Origin of the sequence: Desulfosporosinus acidiphilus SJ4, assembly GCF_000255115.2 — a bacterium.
Taxonomy (GTDB): domain Bacteria; phylum Bacillota; class Desulfitobacteriia; order Desulfitobacteriales; family Desulfitobacteriaceae; genus Desulfosporosinus; species Desulfosporosinus acidiphilus.
Genome location: NC_018068.1, coordinates 4,768,348 through 4,786,089 on the forward strand (window position 1 = coordinate 4,768,348; position 17,742 = coordinate 4,786,089).

The following is a 17,742-nucleotide window of genomic DNA, read 5'->3' on the forward strand; positions in this document are numbered from 1 at the left end:
CCCTCCTCTTTATATATGTCACAGTTTCCTAAATACTAAGACACTTTCAGTAGCTTTTGTATGTTTGCGGTATTTACTACCATTTTTATTAATTCCCGACATAGAATGTTTATTTGGAAAATCTGTTTTATTTTCGAGTTTCCAAGATAATAAATTACCCATCTCATTGTAAATACTTACAATGTCCAAATGTATTTCTTTATAATACGAATCCTGTATCACAAAAATACACTTCCCATTATGTTTGAGTGTTCGGTCTATTTCTTTTAATGACTTATAAATTCCGTTGAAATATTGTAGATAATTCTTTAAGTAATAAGACTCTGATGCTTTAGATTCATGATTACGGACTTTTTCTAGGAATTGTGAACAAACACTTCCCCAGCTCGTTTCTGTTGTTAACGCCGATTTAATTATTGTTGGAGTTCCAATCATTTCATTCCTAATTTTTTGTATGTCCTCCTTAGTTGGAAAGAAGCCCATTAGTGCTAATTCAGGAAGTGTATTTACTACATAATCAATTCTTGTACAGTATGGTGGTGAAGTGATTACCATATCTATTTGTTTATCTGTTAGAGGTATTGATGTTGAAGATGCAACTTTTATTACTGCTCCTGGATTAGAGATACTTGTTGTATGAGTGTCAGTAAAAGCATTTATCATTAAAATTACACTTTGTTGAAAGGAATTGCATATTTCATAAGCAGAAATTTTAACTTTTTGTTCTCCATCTTTAGGAACTTTTATCCAGGTAGGATTGGAGCATTTATATTCTGCTAAAAAAAACTTGAGAGTTCTAAATAAAGCTACGTAGTAAAATGCAGCAAGACTAGATATTATGTCCGAGTTTATTTCTTTTAAAAATTTGTGGCCAGTTATATCATTAATTAGCAATTGCTGAATAGCACGCTCTATATTTCTAAATCCATTTACTGCCTCTTGAGTAAACCAGGTTTCTAATGGGTCAGTTATATCGCAAAATGATTTTCTATAGCGTCTTGCTTTTTTGATAATATCATTTGAGACACTAAAGAGACTATCTTTAACACTATGTTCGAGTCTTTTGGCTTTAGCAATGATAATCATAACGGGGTTTATGTCATATCCATAAGAAATATAACCCATTTCTTCAGCAATCTGCGTAGTAGTACCACTGCCATTCCAAGGGTCCATTATTGAAGAACCTACTGGTAGATTACTGTTTAAAATAGATTCGCGGACAAATTGTGCTGAATAACTGGCATAGTAGTCATACCATGTAGACTTACCTACCTTTCCCCCAATGGTTCTTTTGGGATTTTGTATCATGAATAAATTGCTCATGTTCTTGGGTTCTCCATTCGTTGTGTACTAATTAATAACTATATTTTATATAATCCTGCTGTATTTGCAAATAAGCTATTAAGTTTCACTAAATGCTTTTGAAACTCCCAAACAGTCTAAAGTTTCACCTAATTAGGTGAACTTTTGTATAAGCACTGCGGATTACAGTCTTACGTGTTATGCTGATCCCTCTAAAAAGTGTCAAGGGTGATTCGGGGGATACCGGAGGCCGCTAGGCCGAGGATATGCTCGCCATCATCCCATTGACACGTTCACCACACCCAAACGCTTAAAAACTGCAAAGTCTCTTTAACCCCAGAGAACTACCCGATATTTAAAGAGAGTTTGCCTGGCAAGCGCCGAGCGTCGTCTCTTATTGAAATTCCACCTTCAATAAATGATTCAACTCTTTTTATGGCTTCATTAAAAAATTCCGCAAACTTTTCCCTTACTCTAAAATATTGTTTTTATCATTTTTAGTTTTTCTTCATCATCCAATCTAGGTATCAGAATTATACTCATACCCCAGGGTGATAAATGGCCATTTGTTGAACCATTTATCCGACGCTTAAACTGATTTTGCCATATAGGACTTTGTAATATTTGGACTTATGTTATCTTTTGTCTTTAATACTAGAACATCACCTGAGAAGTAATTTTAGGGTACCTTTGCAATTATCCAACTTTTCCTATCGTTGCATCAGTCATTGCAAGTAGTATATCATTCATTTTCAGCAGTTTTGATTACCTATTCTTCATTCACCTTATCATCGGCAACCACCCAATAGGTAAAATTAAACTTTTCAATATAAAAAGAGCAATCAAGTTTTATTACTTTGGTTGCTCTTTTATATCAATATATTAAAACCACACTGTAACGGCAAAGCCGCCTCTATAATAGAAGGTGTTCGTATAATACTCTTTTGGTGGAGGCGAGGGGACTTGCACCCCTGTATCGAAGAACAGCCACAAAAGCGTCTACGCGTGTGTCCTTTAATTTAAGTTTCGCCTTTCGTGCCTCCTAAAGGCAAGGATTCATTTCAGGCTAGCTCGATCATCTTAGCTAACGTCTCCGAGCATTGACATTAGAGCGTCCTACTATTTTGACACCCTGACCCTTCACCGTAGGTCAGAAGGCAGGATGCTAGCGGCACTTAGGCAGCTAGAGCGAAATTATCTTCGTTAACTATTTTGGTCCACCGTTTAACGAGACCAGGTGGAATCTCGACGCGCAACTCTTGCCACCGCTTCCCCGAGCGAGTCTAAAACGCCCCCGAATTAATTACATAACTAGTATATCATATTTGACCATAAAACAAACTGATTTTCAATGGAATGTAAGGATTATCATGGAATTAAAATTAACATTAGTAGAATTCAAGAAGAATATAATTCTGTTTTTAAACAAATCTTTAAAAAACCTTAGTGGACGCTAAATCTCCAAGTTTAATAATCCTTATTCCTTTCTTTAAGCGCTCTTTCAATTTCCCGTTTGCTTTCACGTTCTGCGAGGGACTGACGCTTGTCATAATTCTTCTTGCCTTGGGCGACTCCCAATTCAACTTTTGCCAAACCTCTTTTTAAATAAATCTTGACCGGTACCAAGGTTAGCCCTTGCTGCTGTATTTTTCCGACAAGTTTATTGATTTCCGACCGGTGCAATAGTAATTTTCTAGGCCTCAAAGGGTCGTGATTAAAACGATTTCCTTGTTCATAAGGACTAATATGCATTTGATAAACCCAAATCTCACCATTATTCAAATTGGCGTAACTGTCTTTTAAATTAGCTCTTCCGTTCCTGATGGATTTAATTTCAGTCCCGGTAAGAATGATTCCGGCTTCGATACGCTCTTCAATAAAATAATCATGGAAAGCTTTGCGGTTTTCAGAAACAACTTTAATTCCTTCAGAAGGCATTCATAACCCTCCTCTCGTTATTATTATACTACATATTACCACTATGTCATGGTTATTTCCTATTTTATCCACTCTTTTACCCATACAGCAGCTTTGTATTCCAACTAAACTAAGGTACTCAGGATTGACTGTGGAAGTGCCAAAACTATATTGCAGATGGTTTAAATATAGTCGAAATGGACATGACCAGATTCCTGCAATTAATGTAAATATATCATATCTCCGGATTAAAGTTATTGAATTCCTGAAGAAACCCGTCAACCTTTCGGACAACCTCGTCTCGTTCAGGCCCAAGTGTTAATATGTGTCCTGAATGCTCCCAAAAAAGCACTTCGGATTTTCGAGCATTAATGTTCTTGCTAATAAGCTGAACACTGATTGGGTCGACGGTAAAGTCTTTTCGGCTTTGCATCAATAAGGCCGGGCATTTAATCCTCTTCAGTTCACGGCGAACCTTACCAATAGCTTTGTTTAAGGATATCAGCGAATCTACCGGAATTTTATCGTAGACAAAACGTTCCGGCTTTTGCTGAGTTGATTTCGATTCCTCGGGGACAATTTGGCCGTTAGTTCTCGAATTCGGTTTTGCCACGAATTTTCGGAAAGGGCGAATCAGGCGAACGTATCGTGTCCTTCGGTCAGCCAACAGCATTGGAGAATTCATCGATACAATCCCATCAATTAAGTCTAGTGTTGCCAAATGGAGCACTAATAACCCTCCCATTGAAAGGCCGATACCGATCACGCGAGAACAGGATTTCCTTAATTCCTTCACACCGGCTTCAGCATCCCTGACCCAGTCTTCCCAGCGTGTCTTCGCCATCTGCTCCGGTGTGCTTCCATGCCCGGCGAGTCTTATTCCCAGCACAGTCCAGCCAAGACCGGACAATTGTTCGCCTAAATAGCGCATTTCGGAAGGCGATCCCGAAAAACCATGGATAAGTAGGCACCCTAAAGAATTTCCGGGAAAATAAAAAGGCTCTACTAAGCGTTTTTTCGGTTTCACTCAAATTCCCCCCTCGCAAAGCTAGATTTACGAAGAAAACTAGCCTCTCACTAAAACCCTTTACCTTTAACTAAAATCTTTTAACTTAAGCCTTTAACTATAGAACATTCTCCTTAATAAGGCACAATATATTAAATATATGTTGATTACAACGATATGAAACAATACTTCTTTGAAGCCTTCCAACAAGACAAACTATACACGAAAGGGGCACTTCATAGGAAGTGTCCCTCATGTATCAAAAATATAGCTTAGGTCTCAAGTTTCGAACTTGATGGTAGCCCGACCTTGATAACCTTTAACCCTAATTCTACTGAACCATACTTAATCCTAAAGAGGCCAGCAAAAAGACAGCTGCTAATATTGCCGTAACCTTGGCAAATAATTCGTCCATGCCTTTCTTCTTGCCAAAGATAGACTCTCCGGCACCGGAAATTGCGCCTGATAACCCCGCGCTTCTGCCGGATTGGAGAAGGACAGTTGCAATTAATCCAATGGAACTAAGAACTAAAACAACGATCAAAGCGATTTTCAAGTAAACACCCCCTAAATACAACATTCCGTTGTATGCCGTCCAAAATAGTCAGTAGGACTATTTTAGCACAAGCCTTCTTAAAACTCAACAAACCTATAAAAAGTATGTTGCTGGTTGGTAAGGGTTATTACTTACTTCTTGCCAGTGCCTTCCGACCGCGATAAATGGCGCTGTCACCGAGCTCTTCTTCGATACGAAGCAGTTCGTTATATTTTGCCACCCGTTCCGTCCGAGCGGGAGCCCCTGTTTTAATCATTCCGGCATTAACCGCTACCGCGATGTGGGCCAGAGTGACGTCTTCGGTCTCACCGGAACGGTGAGAAACAACCGCAGTGTATCCGGCACGTTTAGCCATTTCGATGGCATCAAGGGTCTCGGTGAGAGTTCCGATTTGATTTACTTTAATTAAGATAGAATTGGCGCATTTTGCCTCGATTCCACGCTCTAAGCGGGCTGGGTTGGTAACAAACAAATCGTCTCCAACGAGTTGAACTCGATCTCCCAAACGTGCAGTTAATTTAGCCCAGCCTTCCCAGTCTTCTTCGGCAAGACCATCCTCAATGGAGACAATGGGATAGCGGGTAATTAGGCCTTCATAGTAATCAATCATCTCTTCAGAACTCTTGGTAAGGCCTTCTCCTGCTAAATGATAAGCCCCGTTATCATAAAGTTCTGTGGCAGCAACATCCAAAGCTAAGGCTATTTGTTCCCCCGGAACAAACCCTGCTCTTTGAATGGCATCCATAATGCAAAGCAATGCATCCTCATTCGATTCGAGACTGGGGGCAAAGCCGCCTTCATCGCCAATGGACGTTGCCAAGGACTTTTCCTTAAGAACGGATTTCAGGCTGTGATAGACTTCGGTACCCATGCGCAGAGCTTCCGCAAAGCTCGTGGCTCCTACGGGCATGATCATAAATTCCTGAATATCTACGTTATTGTCCGCGTGTTTCCCGCCATTGAGGATATTCATCATTGGAACAGGAAGTTCTTTAGCATTGACTCCGCCCAAGTATTGATAGAGAGGCAAGCCCAAGGATTCGGCCGCGGCTTTGGCGGCTGCTAAAGATACCCCGAGGATGGCATTGGCGCCAAGTTTACCCTTGTTTTCTGTGCCATCTAATTCCTTGAGCAATTGGTCAAGACCGGGTTGATCAAAAGGCGATAAGCCTTCAACTTCCGGAGCAATCACAGAATTTACATTATCGACGGCTTGCAGAACCCCTTTGCCCATATACCGGGTTTTATCCCCGTCACGAAGCTCTACGGCTTCAAAAGCCCCTGTCGAAGCTCCTGAAGGAACAGCGGCACGACCCATGATTCCGTCCGCCAAAACAACATCCACTTCTACGGTTGGGTTGCCGCGGGAATCAAGAATCTCCCGGGCATAAACATCTGTAATTACACTCATTGAAAAATCCCCCTTATTTATTATGTTAAGACCTCAGCAATGATTTCCCCGTCATTTCCTTGGGTTGGGGAATCTGAAGTATTTCCAAAATGGTTGGCGCTACATCACACAGAGCTCCGCCTTCACGCAGAGTTTGTCCTTTAAATTGATCACCCACCAGAATGAATGGTACTAAGTTGGTCGAATGGGCCGTTAAAGGAAGGTCTGTTTCGGGATCAATCTTCTCTTCAGCATTTCCGTGATCCGCTGTTACGAGCAGCGTCCCGTCCATGTTGTGCAGCTCTGCCTCAATTTCTCCGAGACATTGGTCAATAGTTTCTACTGCTTTAATGGTTGCCTCAAAGACTCCTGTATGTCCTACCATATCCGGATTCGCAAAGTTAAGGATGATCACATCGTGAGTTTTCTTCCTGAGTTCCCCAAGAAGTGTCCTGGTGACTTCAGGAGCGCTCATTTCAGGCTGAAGATTATAGGTCGCAACTTTAGGTGACGGAATCAGAATCCGCTCCTCCCCAGGATCAGGTTCCTCAATCCCGCCGTTAAAAAAGAAGGTCACATGAGCGTACTTTTCAGTCTCAGCAATTCTTAATTGTTTACACCCTTGTTTAGAAAGAACTTCGCCTAAAGTGTTTTCCAAGTCCTGCTGCGGAAAAGCTACAGGAGCCGGAATCGTATCATCATATTGGGTCATGCAGATATAGTTCACATGAGGACGGTTCGGTCTCTCAAAACCTGCAAATTCCTCGTCCACAAAGGCTCGGGTAATCTCCCGCGCACGGTCAGACCGAAAATTGTAAAAGAGCACACTGTCTCCCTCTTGGATTAACCCTAGAGGCTTTCCATCCTGGCCGAGAATTACCGTGGGGAGTACAAACTCATCGGTAACACGTACATCATAGGAATTTTCCACGGCAGCCAGAGCACTGGGAGCAAACTTGCCTTGACCATAGGCCAAGGCTTGATAACCCTTTTCCAGACGTTCCCAGCGTTTATCCCGGTCCATCAGGTAATAACGGCCGCTTACAGAGGCGATTTGTCCAATCCCCAGCTCCTTGAGCTTTCCCTCAAGCCAGGTAATGTATTCTTTGGCACTCTGAGGCAAGACGTCCCGGCCATCCAGGATAACATGAATAAAGACTTTCGTTAACTCTTGCTGCTTAGCCATCTCCAACAGGGCGAATAAATGGTCTATATGCGAGTGTACTCCTCCGTCAGAAAGCAAGCCCATCAAATGGAATGCATGATTATGAAGGCGGGCAGATTGCATTGCCTCAAGGATCACAGGATTCTCAAAAAGGGTTCTGTCCTTAATCGCTTTAAATATGCGGGTTAATTCCTGATAGACAACTCTTCCTGCTCCCAGATTTAAATGTCCAACCTCAGAGTTCCCCATTTGCCCATCAGGCAGCCCCACCGCTTCACCTGACGCCTGAAGCAAGGTGTGAGGATAATTCTCTTCTAGACGCCGGAAATTTGGCAAGTTCGCTTGGGCAATAGCATTTCCTTTCCTTGTTTCACGATATCCCCAACCATCAAGGATCATGAGCAATAGTGGTTTGTCAGTACTCATCTCTAGTTTCCTTCCACGCTGCCTAAACTGAAGCTGCGTTATGTATTAGTTTCGCGAAACCCTGGGGATCAAGACTGGCCCCTCCGACTAGTGCCCCGTCAACATCAGACTCAGAAAGCAACTCAGCAATATTATCCGCCTTAACGCTGCCGCCATAAAGAATGGGCACTTTCTCCGAAGCTGTTCCCATAAAACGCGCCAGAGTAAAACGAATAGCCGCGCACATTTCTTGGGCATCCTGACTGGAAGCAGTTTTCCCTGTGCCAATGGCCCATATAGGTTCATAAGCAACAACGACCCGGCTGAGATCTTCGGGGGAAATACCTTCTAAGGCCTTCGCTACTTGACCCTGCACTTGTGCGACAGCTTTTCCCGCTTCACGGACACTGAGGTTTTCGCCGACACAGAGGATAGGAGTCAGCCCTGCTTCCAAAGCCTTACGGACTTTCTTGGCAATAGCTTCGTCGGTCTCTCCAAACATTTCTCTGCGCTCGGAATGTCCTAAGATAACATAAGTACAAGCCGCCTCCAAAAGCATCTGCGCCGATATCTCACCGGTATAGGCGCCTTGATCAGCCCAGGACATATTCTGGGCACCTAAATGGACAACACTTTCTTCCAATTCATTTTTAAGGGCATAAAGAGCGGTAAACGGAGCACAAAGAATAATGTCAAGATCGGTAACGTTTTTAACATCCTCTAAAAACTTTACTGCGTAATCTTCGGCTTCCTTCACAGTTTTGAACATTTTCCAGTTGCCGGCGATTACGTGTCTTCGATTTGCCACGTTTTGATTCCTCCACTTCGTTTGAGAGGCACGAAGTTTGTTGCGCGGCGCGCAATCCATCGAAACCTTACCTCTTTAATTTTATTCTTATAGCTTAAACTTCATAGTAACGTTTAAACTATGAGTTATCCGAAGGTTACTTAAGCGTCAAGCAGAGCTGCAACACCCGGCAGAATTTTTCCTTCTAAAAATTCGAGAGATGCTCCCCCGCCGGTAGAGATATGCGTCATCCGCTCGGCCACTCCGGTCTTTTCCACGGCAGCTACGGAGTCTCCGCCACCCACAATGGTTGTTCCTTTGCAGTCCGCAACGGCTTGGGCCACCCGCTCAGTTCCCTTAGCGAAAGCATCCATTTCAAAAACACCCATAGGACCGTTCCAAACCACAGTTTGCGCTGTTGATATCAGATTCCCAAATCTTTCGGAGCTGGCGGGACCGATATCCAAGGCCATTTCATCGTCCTGAATGTCTGTTAGAGCTGCTATGCGGTGAGGAGCGTCGGCCGCAAATTCCTTGGCCACAATGACGTCAACCGGCAGTTCTAACGCCACTCCTTGAGCTTTAGCCTTCTCAATCAATTGCTTTGCTAATTCAAGTTTATCCTCTTCCAATAAAGACCTTCCAACCTTATAACCTTGAGCTTTTAGGAACGTGTTAGCCATTCCCCCGCCGATGATTAAAGCATTGACCTTTTCTAAGAGGTTCTCAATAACTCCAATCTTGTCACTGACTTTGGCCCCTCCAATAATCGCTGCAAAGGGGCGTTCAGGACGTTCCAAGGCATTGCCCATAAACTCCACTTCTTTTTTCATTAAGAGTCCTGCCACAGCCGGGATATAGTGAGTAACCCCCTCTGTGGTAGCATGGGCACGATGAGCTGTTCCAAAAGCATCATTGACAAAAATGTCAGCCAGCGAAGCCATCTGACGAGCAAACTCAGGGTCATTTTTCTCTTCTTCTTTGTGGAAACGAACATTTTCCAACAAAAGAACCTGACCATCTTGTAATTTATCCACGGCCTCTTTAGCCGCGTCTCCAACGCAATCTTGAGCTAAGGCAACGGTTTGCCCTAATCGTTCACTCAAGCGCTGAGCAACGGGTGCCAAAGAATACTTCGGATTAACCTGCCCTTTGGGGCGTCCGAGATGAGAGGCCAGAATAACACGAGCTCCCTCTTTAATGAGATATTCAATCGTTGGAAGAGAGGCACGTATGCGGGTATCATCCGTAATTTGTCCTTGTTCATTCAGCGGCACATTAAAATCCGCCCGCACTAACACGCGTTTTCCCTTAACATCGATGTCGTAAATACTCTTTTTGTTCATACAAAAATCCCCTTTCTAGGACTCAAGGGTTTGGTAGTTTCCTCAGTTCAATTCCGCGATTGGCTGATATCCTTAGTATACCGAGAAAAGAAACTTCTTACTCTTCCAAACTCCCTACTCTATCTAGTGATTGCAATACTGCCAAAACGAGTTTAATTTCTATTTCTTCATCAAGCTAAAGATTCCTGCCAAGTATATCATGTTCCAGACTTTTTACAAAATCTTAACCCTAGCTTCATTGAAAGATTGCGAATAACCGATCTATATTTTTCATTCATCAAAGTTAATATCCCATAAATGCTGCAAACTTGTAGAAACGGCGTCTATTCCTTTGGCCAAGGCCGTCCTGACGTCTTCTTCCGTTCTCAATAATCCACCTCCAAGAACAGGGATGCCCAAGGCATCTTTCATTTCCTGGATAACATAGTGGGGAATGGTAGCGGGTAAAATTTCAACAGCATTAGGTTTAACGGCGGCTGCCATTTTAATCCCTGTTTTAACAGACTCCGAATCTAAAACAAATAAACGCTGAATAACCACCATTCCTTCTTCTTTGGCAAATTTGACTAAGTTTGGCTTCGTAGTTACCAAACCTCGCAGCCCCATTCTCGCCAATAAATGTATCCCGGCCTTATCCTTACCGGCCCCTTCCAGCATATCGAGATGGACCATTAAAACCTTATTATCTGCATGAACCTTTTTTACAACGGAGGGCAGAATATTAATGTTTCCGCCTAAAAGAAAGATAGCGCCGATATTAGGATGAAGCAAAGCTTCACTTAGATCTTCAACTCTCCTTATTGTTGCACCAACCTTTTTCCCCTGCATGACAACATTTAAAAAGTCCACACTGCTCTCCCCCCATGACTCAAATAATATATTAAGATCAGATTGCCGCAAGTCACAATCACATGCTATCGTACCAATCCTAGACTTTAATCATACCCTTGTCATTTTAATGGTTGACTGCCTCCAACGCAAAATTTTCTAGAGCATTTAAGCAATCTTACGTTTCCAGTGATAAGTGTTTAACTCATATCCGCTTATCATAGAAGCCTATTATCTACAGGTCATTGAAACCAAGCTATAAAACTATTAAACCTCTAAATAATGTTCAAGACGAGAAAGAAAGGCAAGAGAATGCCATTAATCGTCAATAATCCTATAGGCCCTAGCCAGAATACGCAAAGGATGTTCGGTGGGAACAGCCGTGCCATGCTGAATTTGAACTTTACATACACCGCATTCCGTTAACATGCCCTGAAAGTCTCCGTGTTCAACACCCACATTGACCGCCTCGAAGAGAGCACTGCCGATTTTCATCGAGCGAGCATACTTTTCAGCTTTAAAACCGTAACTTCCGGATAAACCACAGCAGCCGGCATCGAGATTACGGACGTTCATGCCGGGGATTAACCCTAAAATACGCAAGGCCGGAGTCCCTATGCCTTGAGCCTTCAAGTGACAGGACAGATGGTAACCGAAAGAAGCCTTAACTTCTCTGAAATCCAGGGGTAATTCCCCGTTTTCGTAAAGCTGCCACAGAAACTCAAACAGATCATAGGATTGGGCTCCTATCAATTGGGCCGCTGCCACAGGCAGCTTGGGATAATCTTCCTTTAACTTCAGGCCGCAGCTGGTACAGGAGGTAATAACCGGCACTCCCGCTTCCAGGTAGGGGCGCATTAATTCCAGGTTATAAAGTCCGTTCTTTTGCGCTTGATCAAACTGACCATTGGCCTCTAAAGGTAAGCCGCAGCAATGAAAATTAGGCACAATGGTTTTATATCCAATATGCTCTAAAATCTTAATCATGATTCGTCCTGTATCCGCTTCATTATAGCGTGTATAACAACCCGGGAAGTACACAACTTGCTTACCTGCAGCTGCTCCAGCCTTTTCGCCTTTACCCGGCGTTACCTCTAAAGGTCTGCCATAGGCAGGCAAGGGCCCATATTGGCTAATCGCTAACCCTTTATCAAGAGCCACGCGCATGAGTTTGATTTTTAAAGCCTGGTTGGCCATTAAAGGCCAGATGACCCCCAATTTGCCAAGATATTCAGCTCGCCCAAGGACATAACCTCTTAAGCGCAACTTAACACCTAAACCATTTTTCTGTGAGCTTTTTTGGGCTGCCCTCCGAGCCGCAAGAATCATCTCTGTTATCTTTACTCCCGAGGGACAGGTTACTTCACAGGTCTTGCAATTAGAACAATCGTCCAACGTTGTTTCCCCTGGAATAAACTGTCCTCTGCGAAAACGCTCCATATCCGGTCCTAATCCTTTGGGACCCCGAAAATGAGGGTTTACTTTGGCCACCGGGCACTGAGCGGTACACACATTACATTTTTGACAAGCATCCAATCTTGCTGCTATTTCATTTATTGAATCCATCGTCAAGGATCCTCCTTCCCGTCTAAAGTGCCTTGCATTCTAAATCATTTCGGCTGCGGCATAACCCGAGGTCACCGCTACGCCTCCGCCGCATCGTTGAGTCCAAGGATCCCAGTGAGCCAGCATTCTTCCCACGACATGGACATTATCCCAGACCACTTGTCCCGTTGCCGGATCCAGCGGACGCAGACCCTTTTCTGTTTCCACGCCGAGCTGTGCAAAGGGCTGAGGAGCAAGGAACTGGGAAGCACTCCATTCTTGCGGTACATATAAGGGGAGATTAAAAACACCTTCGCGAATAGATTGTCTCTCAATCCCCACTTTAATTCCGCCGCCTAAGAGCCCTCCGGTGGCGAGAATAAATTTTTTGGCTTTTAAGTTGACAGCTTTACCCATGCTGTGAACGATTATTTCTCCACAGGACTTTGTTGGGTTATCTGGCACAGATTCACCCTGCAGAGAAGCCGCACGGGCTCCAAGCATCAATTCACCGCCCAAATCTGTGAATCGATGCTTTAAATATTCCGCCAAGTAACGGCCGTGGGGACTTGGGATAAAAGAACTCATCTCCATGATTGGCAGCGAAAACTCCCGCCCATGACTTTTAGTGCGCGAAGCGTCAAAGTACTCCCTTACCAAACTTGGCAGAACGACGACAATCTTTTCCGATTTATTCCCCGTTGCTGACAGCTCGCTTTTAATTGCTTCAATTTCGCGGGCCAGAAGGTTTTGTCCTTCTTCGGTTCTCCAGATAGCTGCATAATCAACACCGGACGCACTCCTGCCCAATTGTTCCCATTCTCTGAATATCTCCACTTGTACTTTCTTTATCTTCACTTCCCAACCGGGAAATTCCTGAGCCATATTTGACGCTGCAATCTCCGGAAAGAAGTCCTTCAACCCTTCGGGCACTAAAAGCACGAAAATTCCTCGTTCTTGACGATCCGGAAGAATCATACTGCGCGGCATAAGATCCCCTTGGCGAGCCGTCCCCAAAACCGTCAAAGCCGACAGAGGCTTGTCCTTCCCAAGATAGTCCGGACAGAGCTCTTGGACAAATTGTTTGCCGCTCTCAATCATCTCGGCATCAAATAAGGAATAGGGGTGTTTCGGCAAGTGACGCAAACCCTCTACATCTCCATAATCAAAAATCCCTGAGAAATAATAGAGGGTACCAACTCCTTCCGCGACAATAAGCACCTTTTTGCCCCGTTGTGCGGCACGAATTCCTGCTGTCCAGCCTGCTAAACCGCCCCCCACCACTATGGCGTCCCACATTTCTCTCATTCCTCACTTTCAACTGCCTTAAAATCTAAAACGTTCAAAAACAAAGCCCTCGCCAGCTCACTCTCACGAAGCTGATCCCCCCAGAGAACCGGAGTTATCCCTCGCCACCGTTCACTTAGCAGAATCTGATATTCTTGGAGAGTTCTCTCCCAGCTGCCAAAGGCATCCTTAATCATAGGGGTCACTCGATAGGTGCAATACGTTCCTTGACAAGTCCCCATTCCCAGCCTGGTCTTCCGGCGAAGATCGTCAAGGGAATGAACTGCAGGGTCTTGCAGAGCATGCAGGACTTCGGCGCGAGTAACCATTTCGCATTCACAGATGAATTCTCCCAGCAGGGGCTGCTTTTCAATAGCTGCCACCACAGAAGCAGCTTCTTCGTTCAGGCGTTCCATCATCTTATCCGCAGCCGCTGCTCCTATCAGCTGGCAAGCCTTGTTCCATACCTCCGCCGGAGGTTCTTGATGCAAAGGTTCCTCGGCGGTTCGGCAAGGAACGGTCACGTCTAATTTTGCTGCAACCCAATCGGTGACTTTTTCGGCCATTAAACGATAGGTAGTCAGTTTGCCTCCTACGATACTTACCAGCCCGCGTACCCCATCTCTTTTTTCATGGTCAATAAGAGCAAAATTACGGCTGACTCCCCGACCTTCATGCTCTGAACTATCTTCGTTTTCATACAAGGGACGAATACCTGCAAAAGCACGCAAGATACGGTGTTGTTCGATCTCTTCTGCTAAGTCTTTGCCCATTTCAATTAAATACTTAACATCTTGTTCATTAACTTGATGATCATCCGCCAAATCTACCATCTGTGAGGTGGTCCCTAAAATAGTCACCGTCTCATGAGGTACAAAGATATCCCCATCACCTGGCGTCCGCAACCGGTTAATCACTCGATTAAACATCCGTTGATTAAACACAAGCAACGAACCTTTGTTTTTCAGCATATGAACTTCAAACCCGGACATGGCCGCAACCTCACCCGACCAAGGGCCGGCAGCATTCACAACGATTTTGCTTCGTACCTGCAGGGGTTCACCCGTGAGGAGATCTTCCGCATAAACTCCTTTAATTTCTTTATTTTCTAACCAAAGGGACGTAACTTTGCAGTACGTTCGAAAGGTTCCGCCATATTTCTGGGCAGATTTTACATTAGCCCATAACAATTTGAAACCGTCGACGGTGGCATCGGGGACTTCGAAGACCCGCGCCGCTTGACGGGACAGCAAGGGTTCGAGTCGAAAAGCCTCTTCAAGAGGGACCTCCTTAACTGGTATCCCGGCCTCAGCGCATCCTTGAAGCCACAGCCGCAAATAACCCGGGTCATCCTCTTTTAGATAAACAAACCAGCCGGAGGTATCCTCGATACAATGGGCTGCAATCTGTTTTACAATCTTATTTTCTTCAATGCACTCCTGGGCAGCTTTTCCATCTTTCACTGCATAGCGGCCGCCGCTGTGTAATAGTCCATGAAAGCGTGAACTTGTCCCATGTGCCAGATCTCCTTGTTCCAACAAAAGCGCTGGTATGCCGCGCATACTCAGGTCTCTTAATATACCAACCCCTGTCGCTCCTCCACCGATAACTACGACTTGGGTTTCAATCTCACGCATTCATATTTCCTCCTTGCCCGAAATTAAGAACCACCAAAGAAACCGTTGTTTCGCAATGGCCTCTTTGGTGGCTTCACTTATTCTCAGAGCCGCCTTATCTAGTTTTTCCAGACCGCGAGAGACTCATCCTAGTCTTCTTCCCAGTCTTTCGTCCTCTCAACTGCTTTTAGCCAACCCTTGTAAAGCTTCTTCCTCTTCTCTTCCTCCATTTGAGGCTCGAAGCGTTGATTCAGCAGCCAGCGGCTTGCCAATTCCTCTTTGCTCGACCAGAAGCCAACTGCCAAGCCGGCGAGATAGGCTGCGCCCAAGGCTGTAGTCTCAATAATTTCCGGTCTGTCGACTTTAGTTCCCAAAATGTCGGCTTGGAACTGCATAAGCAAATTATTGGCCACTGCACCGCCGTCAACTCTCAGGGATTTCAAAGAAATACCGGAATCGGCCTCCATAGCGCCTAAAACATCTTTTGTTTGATAAGCCAAGGAGTCAAGAGCCGCCCGAATGATATGCGATTTCGTAGTTCCCCGAGCCAGACCAAAGATTCCGCCTCGAGCGCGCATGTTCCAATAAGGAGCGCCTAACCCCACGAAAGCTGGGACAAAATAAACTCCATCTGTATCTTTAACCTTTTTCGCAAAATACTCGGAATCCGGAGCAACGTCAATCATCTTCAGACCGTCCCGCAGCCATTGAATTGCTGCCCCGGCAATGAAGATACTGCCTTCTAAGGCATACTCTACTTTGCCGTCAACTCCCCAAGCAATGGTAGTCAATAAACCATGTTTTGAAGCATGAATTTTACTCCCTGTATTCATGAGCATGAAACAGCCCGTTCCATAGGTATTCTTAGCATCCCCCGGCTCATAGCATGCTTGTCCGAACAGAGCGGCTTGCTGGTCGCCAGCCACACCGGCAATAGGAATCTCATAACCCAAGAAAATGCCTGCATCGGTGTTGCCATAAACTTCGCTGGAATTATGCACTTCGGGCAGCATTCCCTTCGGTACATCGAGCATCGTTAATAATTCTTGGTCCCATTTCAAATCACGGATATTAAACATCATGGTCCGGGATGCATTGGAATAATCCGTGACATGAACCTTTCCGCCCGTGAGTTTCCAGATTAACCAAGTGTCCGTGGTGCCAAATAACAAGTCGCCTTTTTCGGCCAGTGCTCGGGCTCCTTCAACATTATCTAAAATCCATTTAACCTTTGTTCCGGAAAAATAGGCGTCAACCACAAGGCCTGTTTTCTCCCGAACCATTTCTTCATAACCTTTAGCTTTCAGCTCATCGCAAATGGCCGTTGTTCTGCGGCACTGCCAGACGATGGCGTTATATACCGGTTTACCGGTATTCTTATCCCAAACCACCGTAGTTTCACGTTGGTTCGTTATCCCAATGGAAGCAATTTCATCAACTTTTATGCCGGTTTTAGCAATGAGTTCGGCGATAACTCCATATTGGGTGCTCCATATTTCCTCGGGATCGTGTTCAACCCAACCGGCTTTGGGATAAATTTGCGTGAACTCTTTTTGCGTTATCCCTACAATTTTACTTTCCTTATCAAATAGAATGGCTCGGCAGCTGGTAGTACCTTGGTCAAGGGCCATAACGTATTTTTTCATGGGTAAATCCTCCTCATTTAATTATAGTGAAGTTTTTAAGACTTTCTAGCCCAAGTAGATGATTTTATAGAGGAAAGCACCAAGGATTCCGCCGATAATCGGACCAACCACCGGCACCCAAGAATATGCCCAATCTGATTTGCCTTTGCCGGGTATCGGCAGAACGAAGTGAGCAATACGAGGTCCTAAATCACGAGCAGGGTTGATAGCATAACCTGTAGGCCCGCCTAAGGATACTCCAAGTCCCCAAATTAAGAAGCCCCAGAGAAGCGGATTGAGTCCTGTGGTAGTGGCCGATTTGGTAATTCCAATGGCAAGTCCAACAAAAACTAAAGTAAAAGTACCTATGATTTCGGTGAGTACGTTTGCACCATAACTTCGGATTTGAGGTGCTGTGCTAAAAACTCCTAATTTTGATCCCGGATCTTCGGTAACTTCCCATTGTTTCAGATAGGCAAGGTAGACAATAACTGCACCGAGAAATGCTCCTATGAACTGTGCCGCAATATATATGGGAACCTCGGACCACGGGAATTGACCGATAACTGCCAAGGCTATGGTAACAGCCGGATTTAAGTGTGCTCCGCTGATAGGTCCTGTGGCATAAATGGCTAAGAGAACCCCGACTGCCCAGCCTAACGTAATCATAAAAGTGCCGCCGTTATTCCCGCCCGTCTTCTTCAACACAACGTTGGCAACTACCCCCGAACCAAAGATAAGAATGATCATCGTCCCTATCATTTCAGCTAAAAATTTCGCTTCCACTTCAAGTCCTCCTCAACTTTTAACATATTAAATATTCAGTTTAGAAAATTAATTAAGTTATATATTAATGAATCCCTGATTTATTCGTCCTCCTTTCTTCTTTCCTTTTAAAAGATAATCAACCGTATAACATGCTTCATTCGTTTCTCCTGTTCGGCAGGTCGGGCCCGATTCGCCAAAA

At 44.5% G+C, this 17,742-nt stretch carries 14 protein-coding genes and 1 other RNA gene; all 15 read right to left on the reverse strand.

Going from position 1 to position 17,742, the window contains the following annotated elements; all coding sequences use genetic code 11:
* Positions 1–18: 18 nt before the first annotated feature.
* Positions 19–1,323 carry a DNA methyltransferase gene (locus tag DESACI_RS21760; RefSeq protein ID WP_014829384.1) on the reverse strand — a complete coding sequence of 435 codons (1,305 nt, stop codon included), beginning with the start codon at positions 1,321–1,323 and terminating at the stop codon, positions 19–21.
* A gap of 924 nt (positions 1,324–2,247) precedes the next feature.
* Positions 2,248–2,598, reverse strand: a transfer-messenger RNA (tmRNA) gene (gene ssrA, locus DESACI_RS23935).
* A 171-nt stretch (positions 2,599–2,769) separates the two neighbouring features.
* Positions 2,770–3,240 carry an SsrA-binding protein SmpB gene (gene smpB / locus DESACI_RS21765; RefSeq protein WP_014829385.1) on the reverse strand — a complete coding sequence of 157 codons (471 nt, stop codon included), beginning with the start codon at positions 3,238–3,240 and terminating at the stop codon, positions 2,770–2,772.
* A 214-nt stretch (positions 3,241–3,454) separates the two neighbouring features.
* The gene (locus tag DESACI_RS21770; protein WP_014829386.1) at positions 3,455–4,246 is read right to left on the reverse strand and encodes an alpha/beta hydrolase; all 792 of its coding nucleotides are present in this window, start codon (positions 4,244–4,246) and stop codon (positions 3,455–3,457) included.
* Between the two features lie 310 nt (positions 4,247–4,556).
* Complete coding sequence (gene secG, locus DESACI_RS21775; RefSeq protein WP_014829387.1) at positions 4,557–4,781, reverse strand: preprotein translocase subunit SecG; 225 nt, start codon at positions 4,779–4,781, stop codon at positions 4,557–4,559.
* 127 nt (positions 4,782–4,908) lie between these two features.
* Positions 4,909–6,192: a phosphopyruvate hydratase gene (gene eno, locus DESACI_RS21780; RefSeq protein WP_014829388.1), complete on the reverse strand. Its 1,284-nt coding sequence runs from the start codon at positions 6,190–6,192 to the stop codon at positions 4,909–4,911.
* 25 nt (positions 6,193–6,217) lie between these two features.
* Positions 6,218–7,762 (reverse strand): 2,3-bisphosphoglycerate-independent phosphoglycerate mutase, encoded by a 1,545-nt coding sequence (gene gpmI, locus DESACI_RS21785; protein ID WP_014829389.1) that lies wholly within the window; start codon positions 7,760–7,762, stop codon positions 6,218–6,220.
* A 22-nt stretch (positions 7,763–7,784) separates the two neighbouring features.
* A complete protein-coding gene (tpiA, locus tag DESACI_RS21790) occupies positions 7,785–8,549 on the reverse strand; it encodes a triose-phosphate isomerase (protein ID WP_041276172.1) in 765 nt (254 codons plus the stop codon).
* A 140-nt stretch (positions 8,550–8,689) separates the two neighbouring features.
* Positions 8,690–9,874, reverse strand: coding sequence for a phosphoglycerate kinase (locus DESACI_RS21795; RefSeq protein WP_014829391.1), 1,185 nt, complete (start codon positions 9,872–9,874; stop codon positions 8,690–8,692).
* Positions 9,875–10,144: 270 nt separating this feature from the next.
* Positions 10,145–10,723 carry a glycerol-3-phosphate responsive antiterminator gene (locus DESACI_RS21800; RefSeq protein WP_014829392.1) on the reverse strand — a complete coding sequence of 193 codons (579 nt, stop codon included), beginning with the start codon at positions 10,721–10,723 and terminating at the stop codon, positions 10,145–10,147.
* 297 nt (positions 10,724–11,020) lie between these two features.
* Positions 11,021–12,268, reverse strand: coding sequence for an anaerobic glycerol-3-phosphate dehydrogenase subunit C (locus DESACI_RS21805; RefSeq protein WP_014829393.1), 1,248 nt, complete (start codon positions 12,266–12,268; stop codon positions 11,021–11,023).
* A 39-nt stretch (positions 12,269–12,307) separates the two neighbouring features.
* Complete coding sequence (locus DESACI_RS21810; protein ID WP_242833104.1) at positions 12,308–13,555, reverse strand: FAD-binding protein; 1,248 nt, start codon at positions 13,553–13,555, stop codon at positions 12,308–12,310.
* On the reverse strand, positions 13,552–15,171 hold the full coding sequence (glpA, locus tag DESACI_RS21815; RefSeq protein ID WP_014829395.1) for an anaerobic glycerol-3-phosphate dehydrogenase subunit GlpA: 1,620 nt from the start codon (positions 15,169–15,171) through the stop codon (positions 13,552–13,554). The genes DESACI_RS21810 and glpA overlap by 4 nt, the downstream gene beginning before the upstream one ends.
* A 128-nt stretch (positions 15,172–15,299) precedes the next feature.
* The gene (gene glpK / locus DESACI_RS21820) at positions 15,300–16,796 is read right to left on the reverse strand and encodes a glycerol kinase GlpK (protein WP_014829396.1); all 1,497 of its coding nucleotides are present in this window, start codon (positions 16,794–16,796) and stop codon (positions 15,300–15,302) included.
* Between the two features lie 45 nt (positions 16,797–16,841).
* A complete protein-coding gene (locus DESACI_RS21825; protein ID WP_014829397.1) occupies positions 16,842–17,561 on the reverse strand; it encodes an MIP/aquaporin family protein in 720 nt (239 codons plus the stop codon).
* Between the last annotated feature and the right edge of the window lie 181 nt (positions 17,562–17,742).

Bases quoted from the DNA above. Each gene is read 5' to 3' on its own strand.
- DESACI_RS21760 (WP_014829384.1), bottom strand. From the start codon at position 1,323: ATGAGCAATTTATTCATGATACAAAATCCCAAAAGAACCATTGGGGGA.
- smpB (WP_014829385.1), bottom strand. From the start codon at position 3,240: ATGCCTTCTGAAGGAATTAAAGTTGTTTCTGAAAACCGCAAAGCTTTC.
- eno (WP_014829388.1), bottom strand. From the start codon at position 6,192: ATGAGTGTAATTACAGATGTTTATGCCCGGGAGATTCTTGATTCCCGC.
- gpmI (WP_014829389.1), bottom strand. From the start codon at position 7,762: ATGAGTACTGACAAACCACTATTGCTCATGATCCTTGATGGTTGGGGA.
- DESACI_RS21795 (WP_014829391.1), bottom strand. From the start codon at position 9,874: ATGAACAAAAAGAGTATTTACGACATCGATGTTAAGGGAAAACGCGTG.
- DESACI_RS21805 (WP_014829393.1), bottom strand. From the start codon at position 12,268: ATGGATTCAATAAATGAAATAGCAGCAAGATTGGATGCTTGTCAAAAA.
- DESACI_RS21810 (WP_242833104.1), bottom strand. From the start codon at position 13,555: ATGAGAGAAATGTGGGACGCCATAGTGGTGGGGGGCGGTTTAGCAGGC.
- glpA (WP_014829395.1), bottom strand. From the start codon at position 15,171: ATGCGTGAGATTGAAACCCAAGTCGTAGTTATCGGTGGAGGAGCGACA.
- glpK (WP_014829396.1), bottom strand. From the start codon at position 16,796: ATGAAAAAATACGTTATGGCCCTTGACCAAGGTACTACCAGCTGCCGA.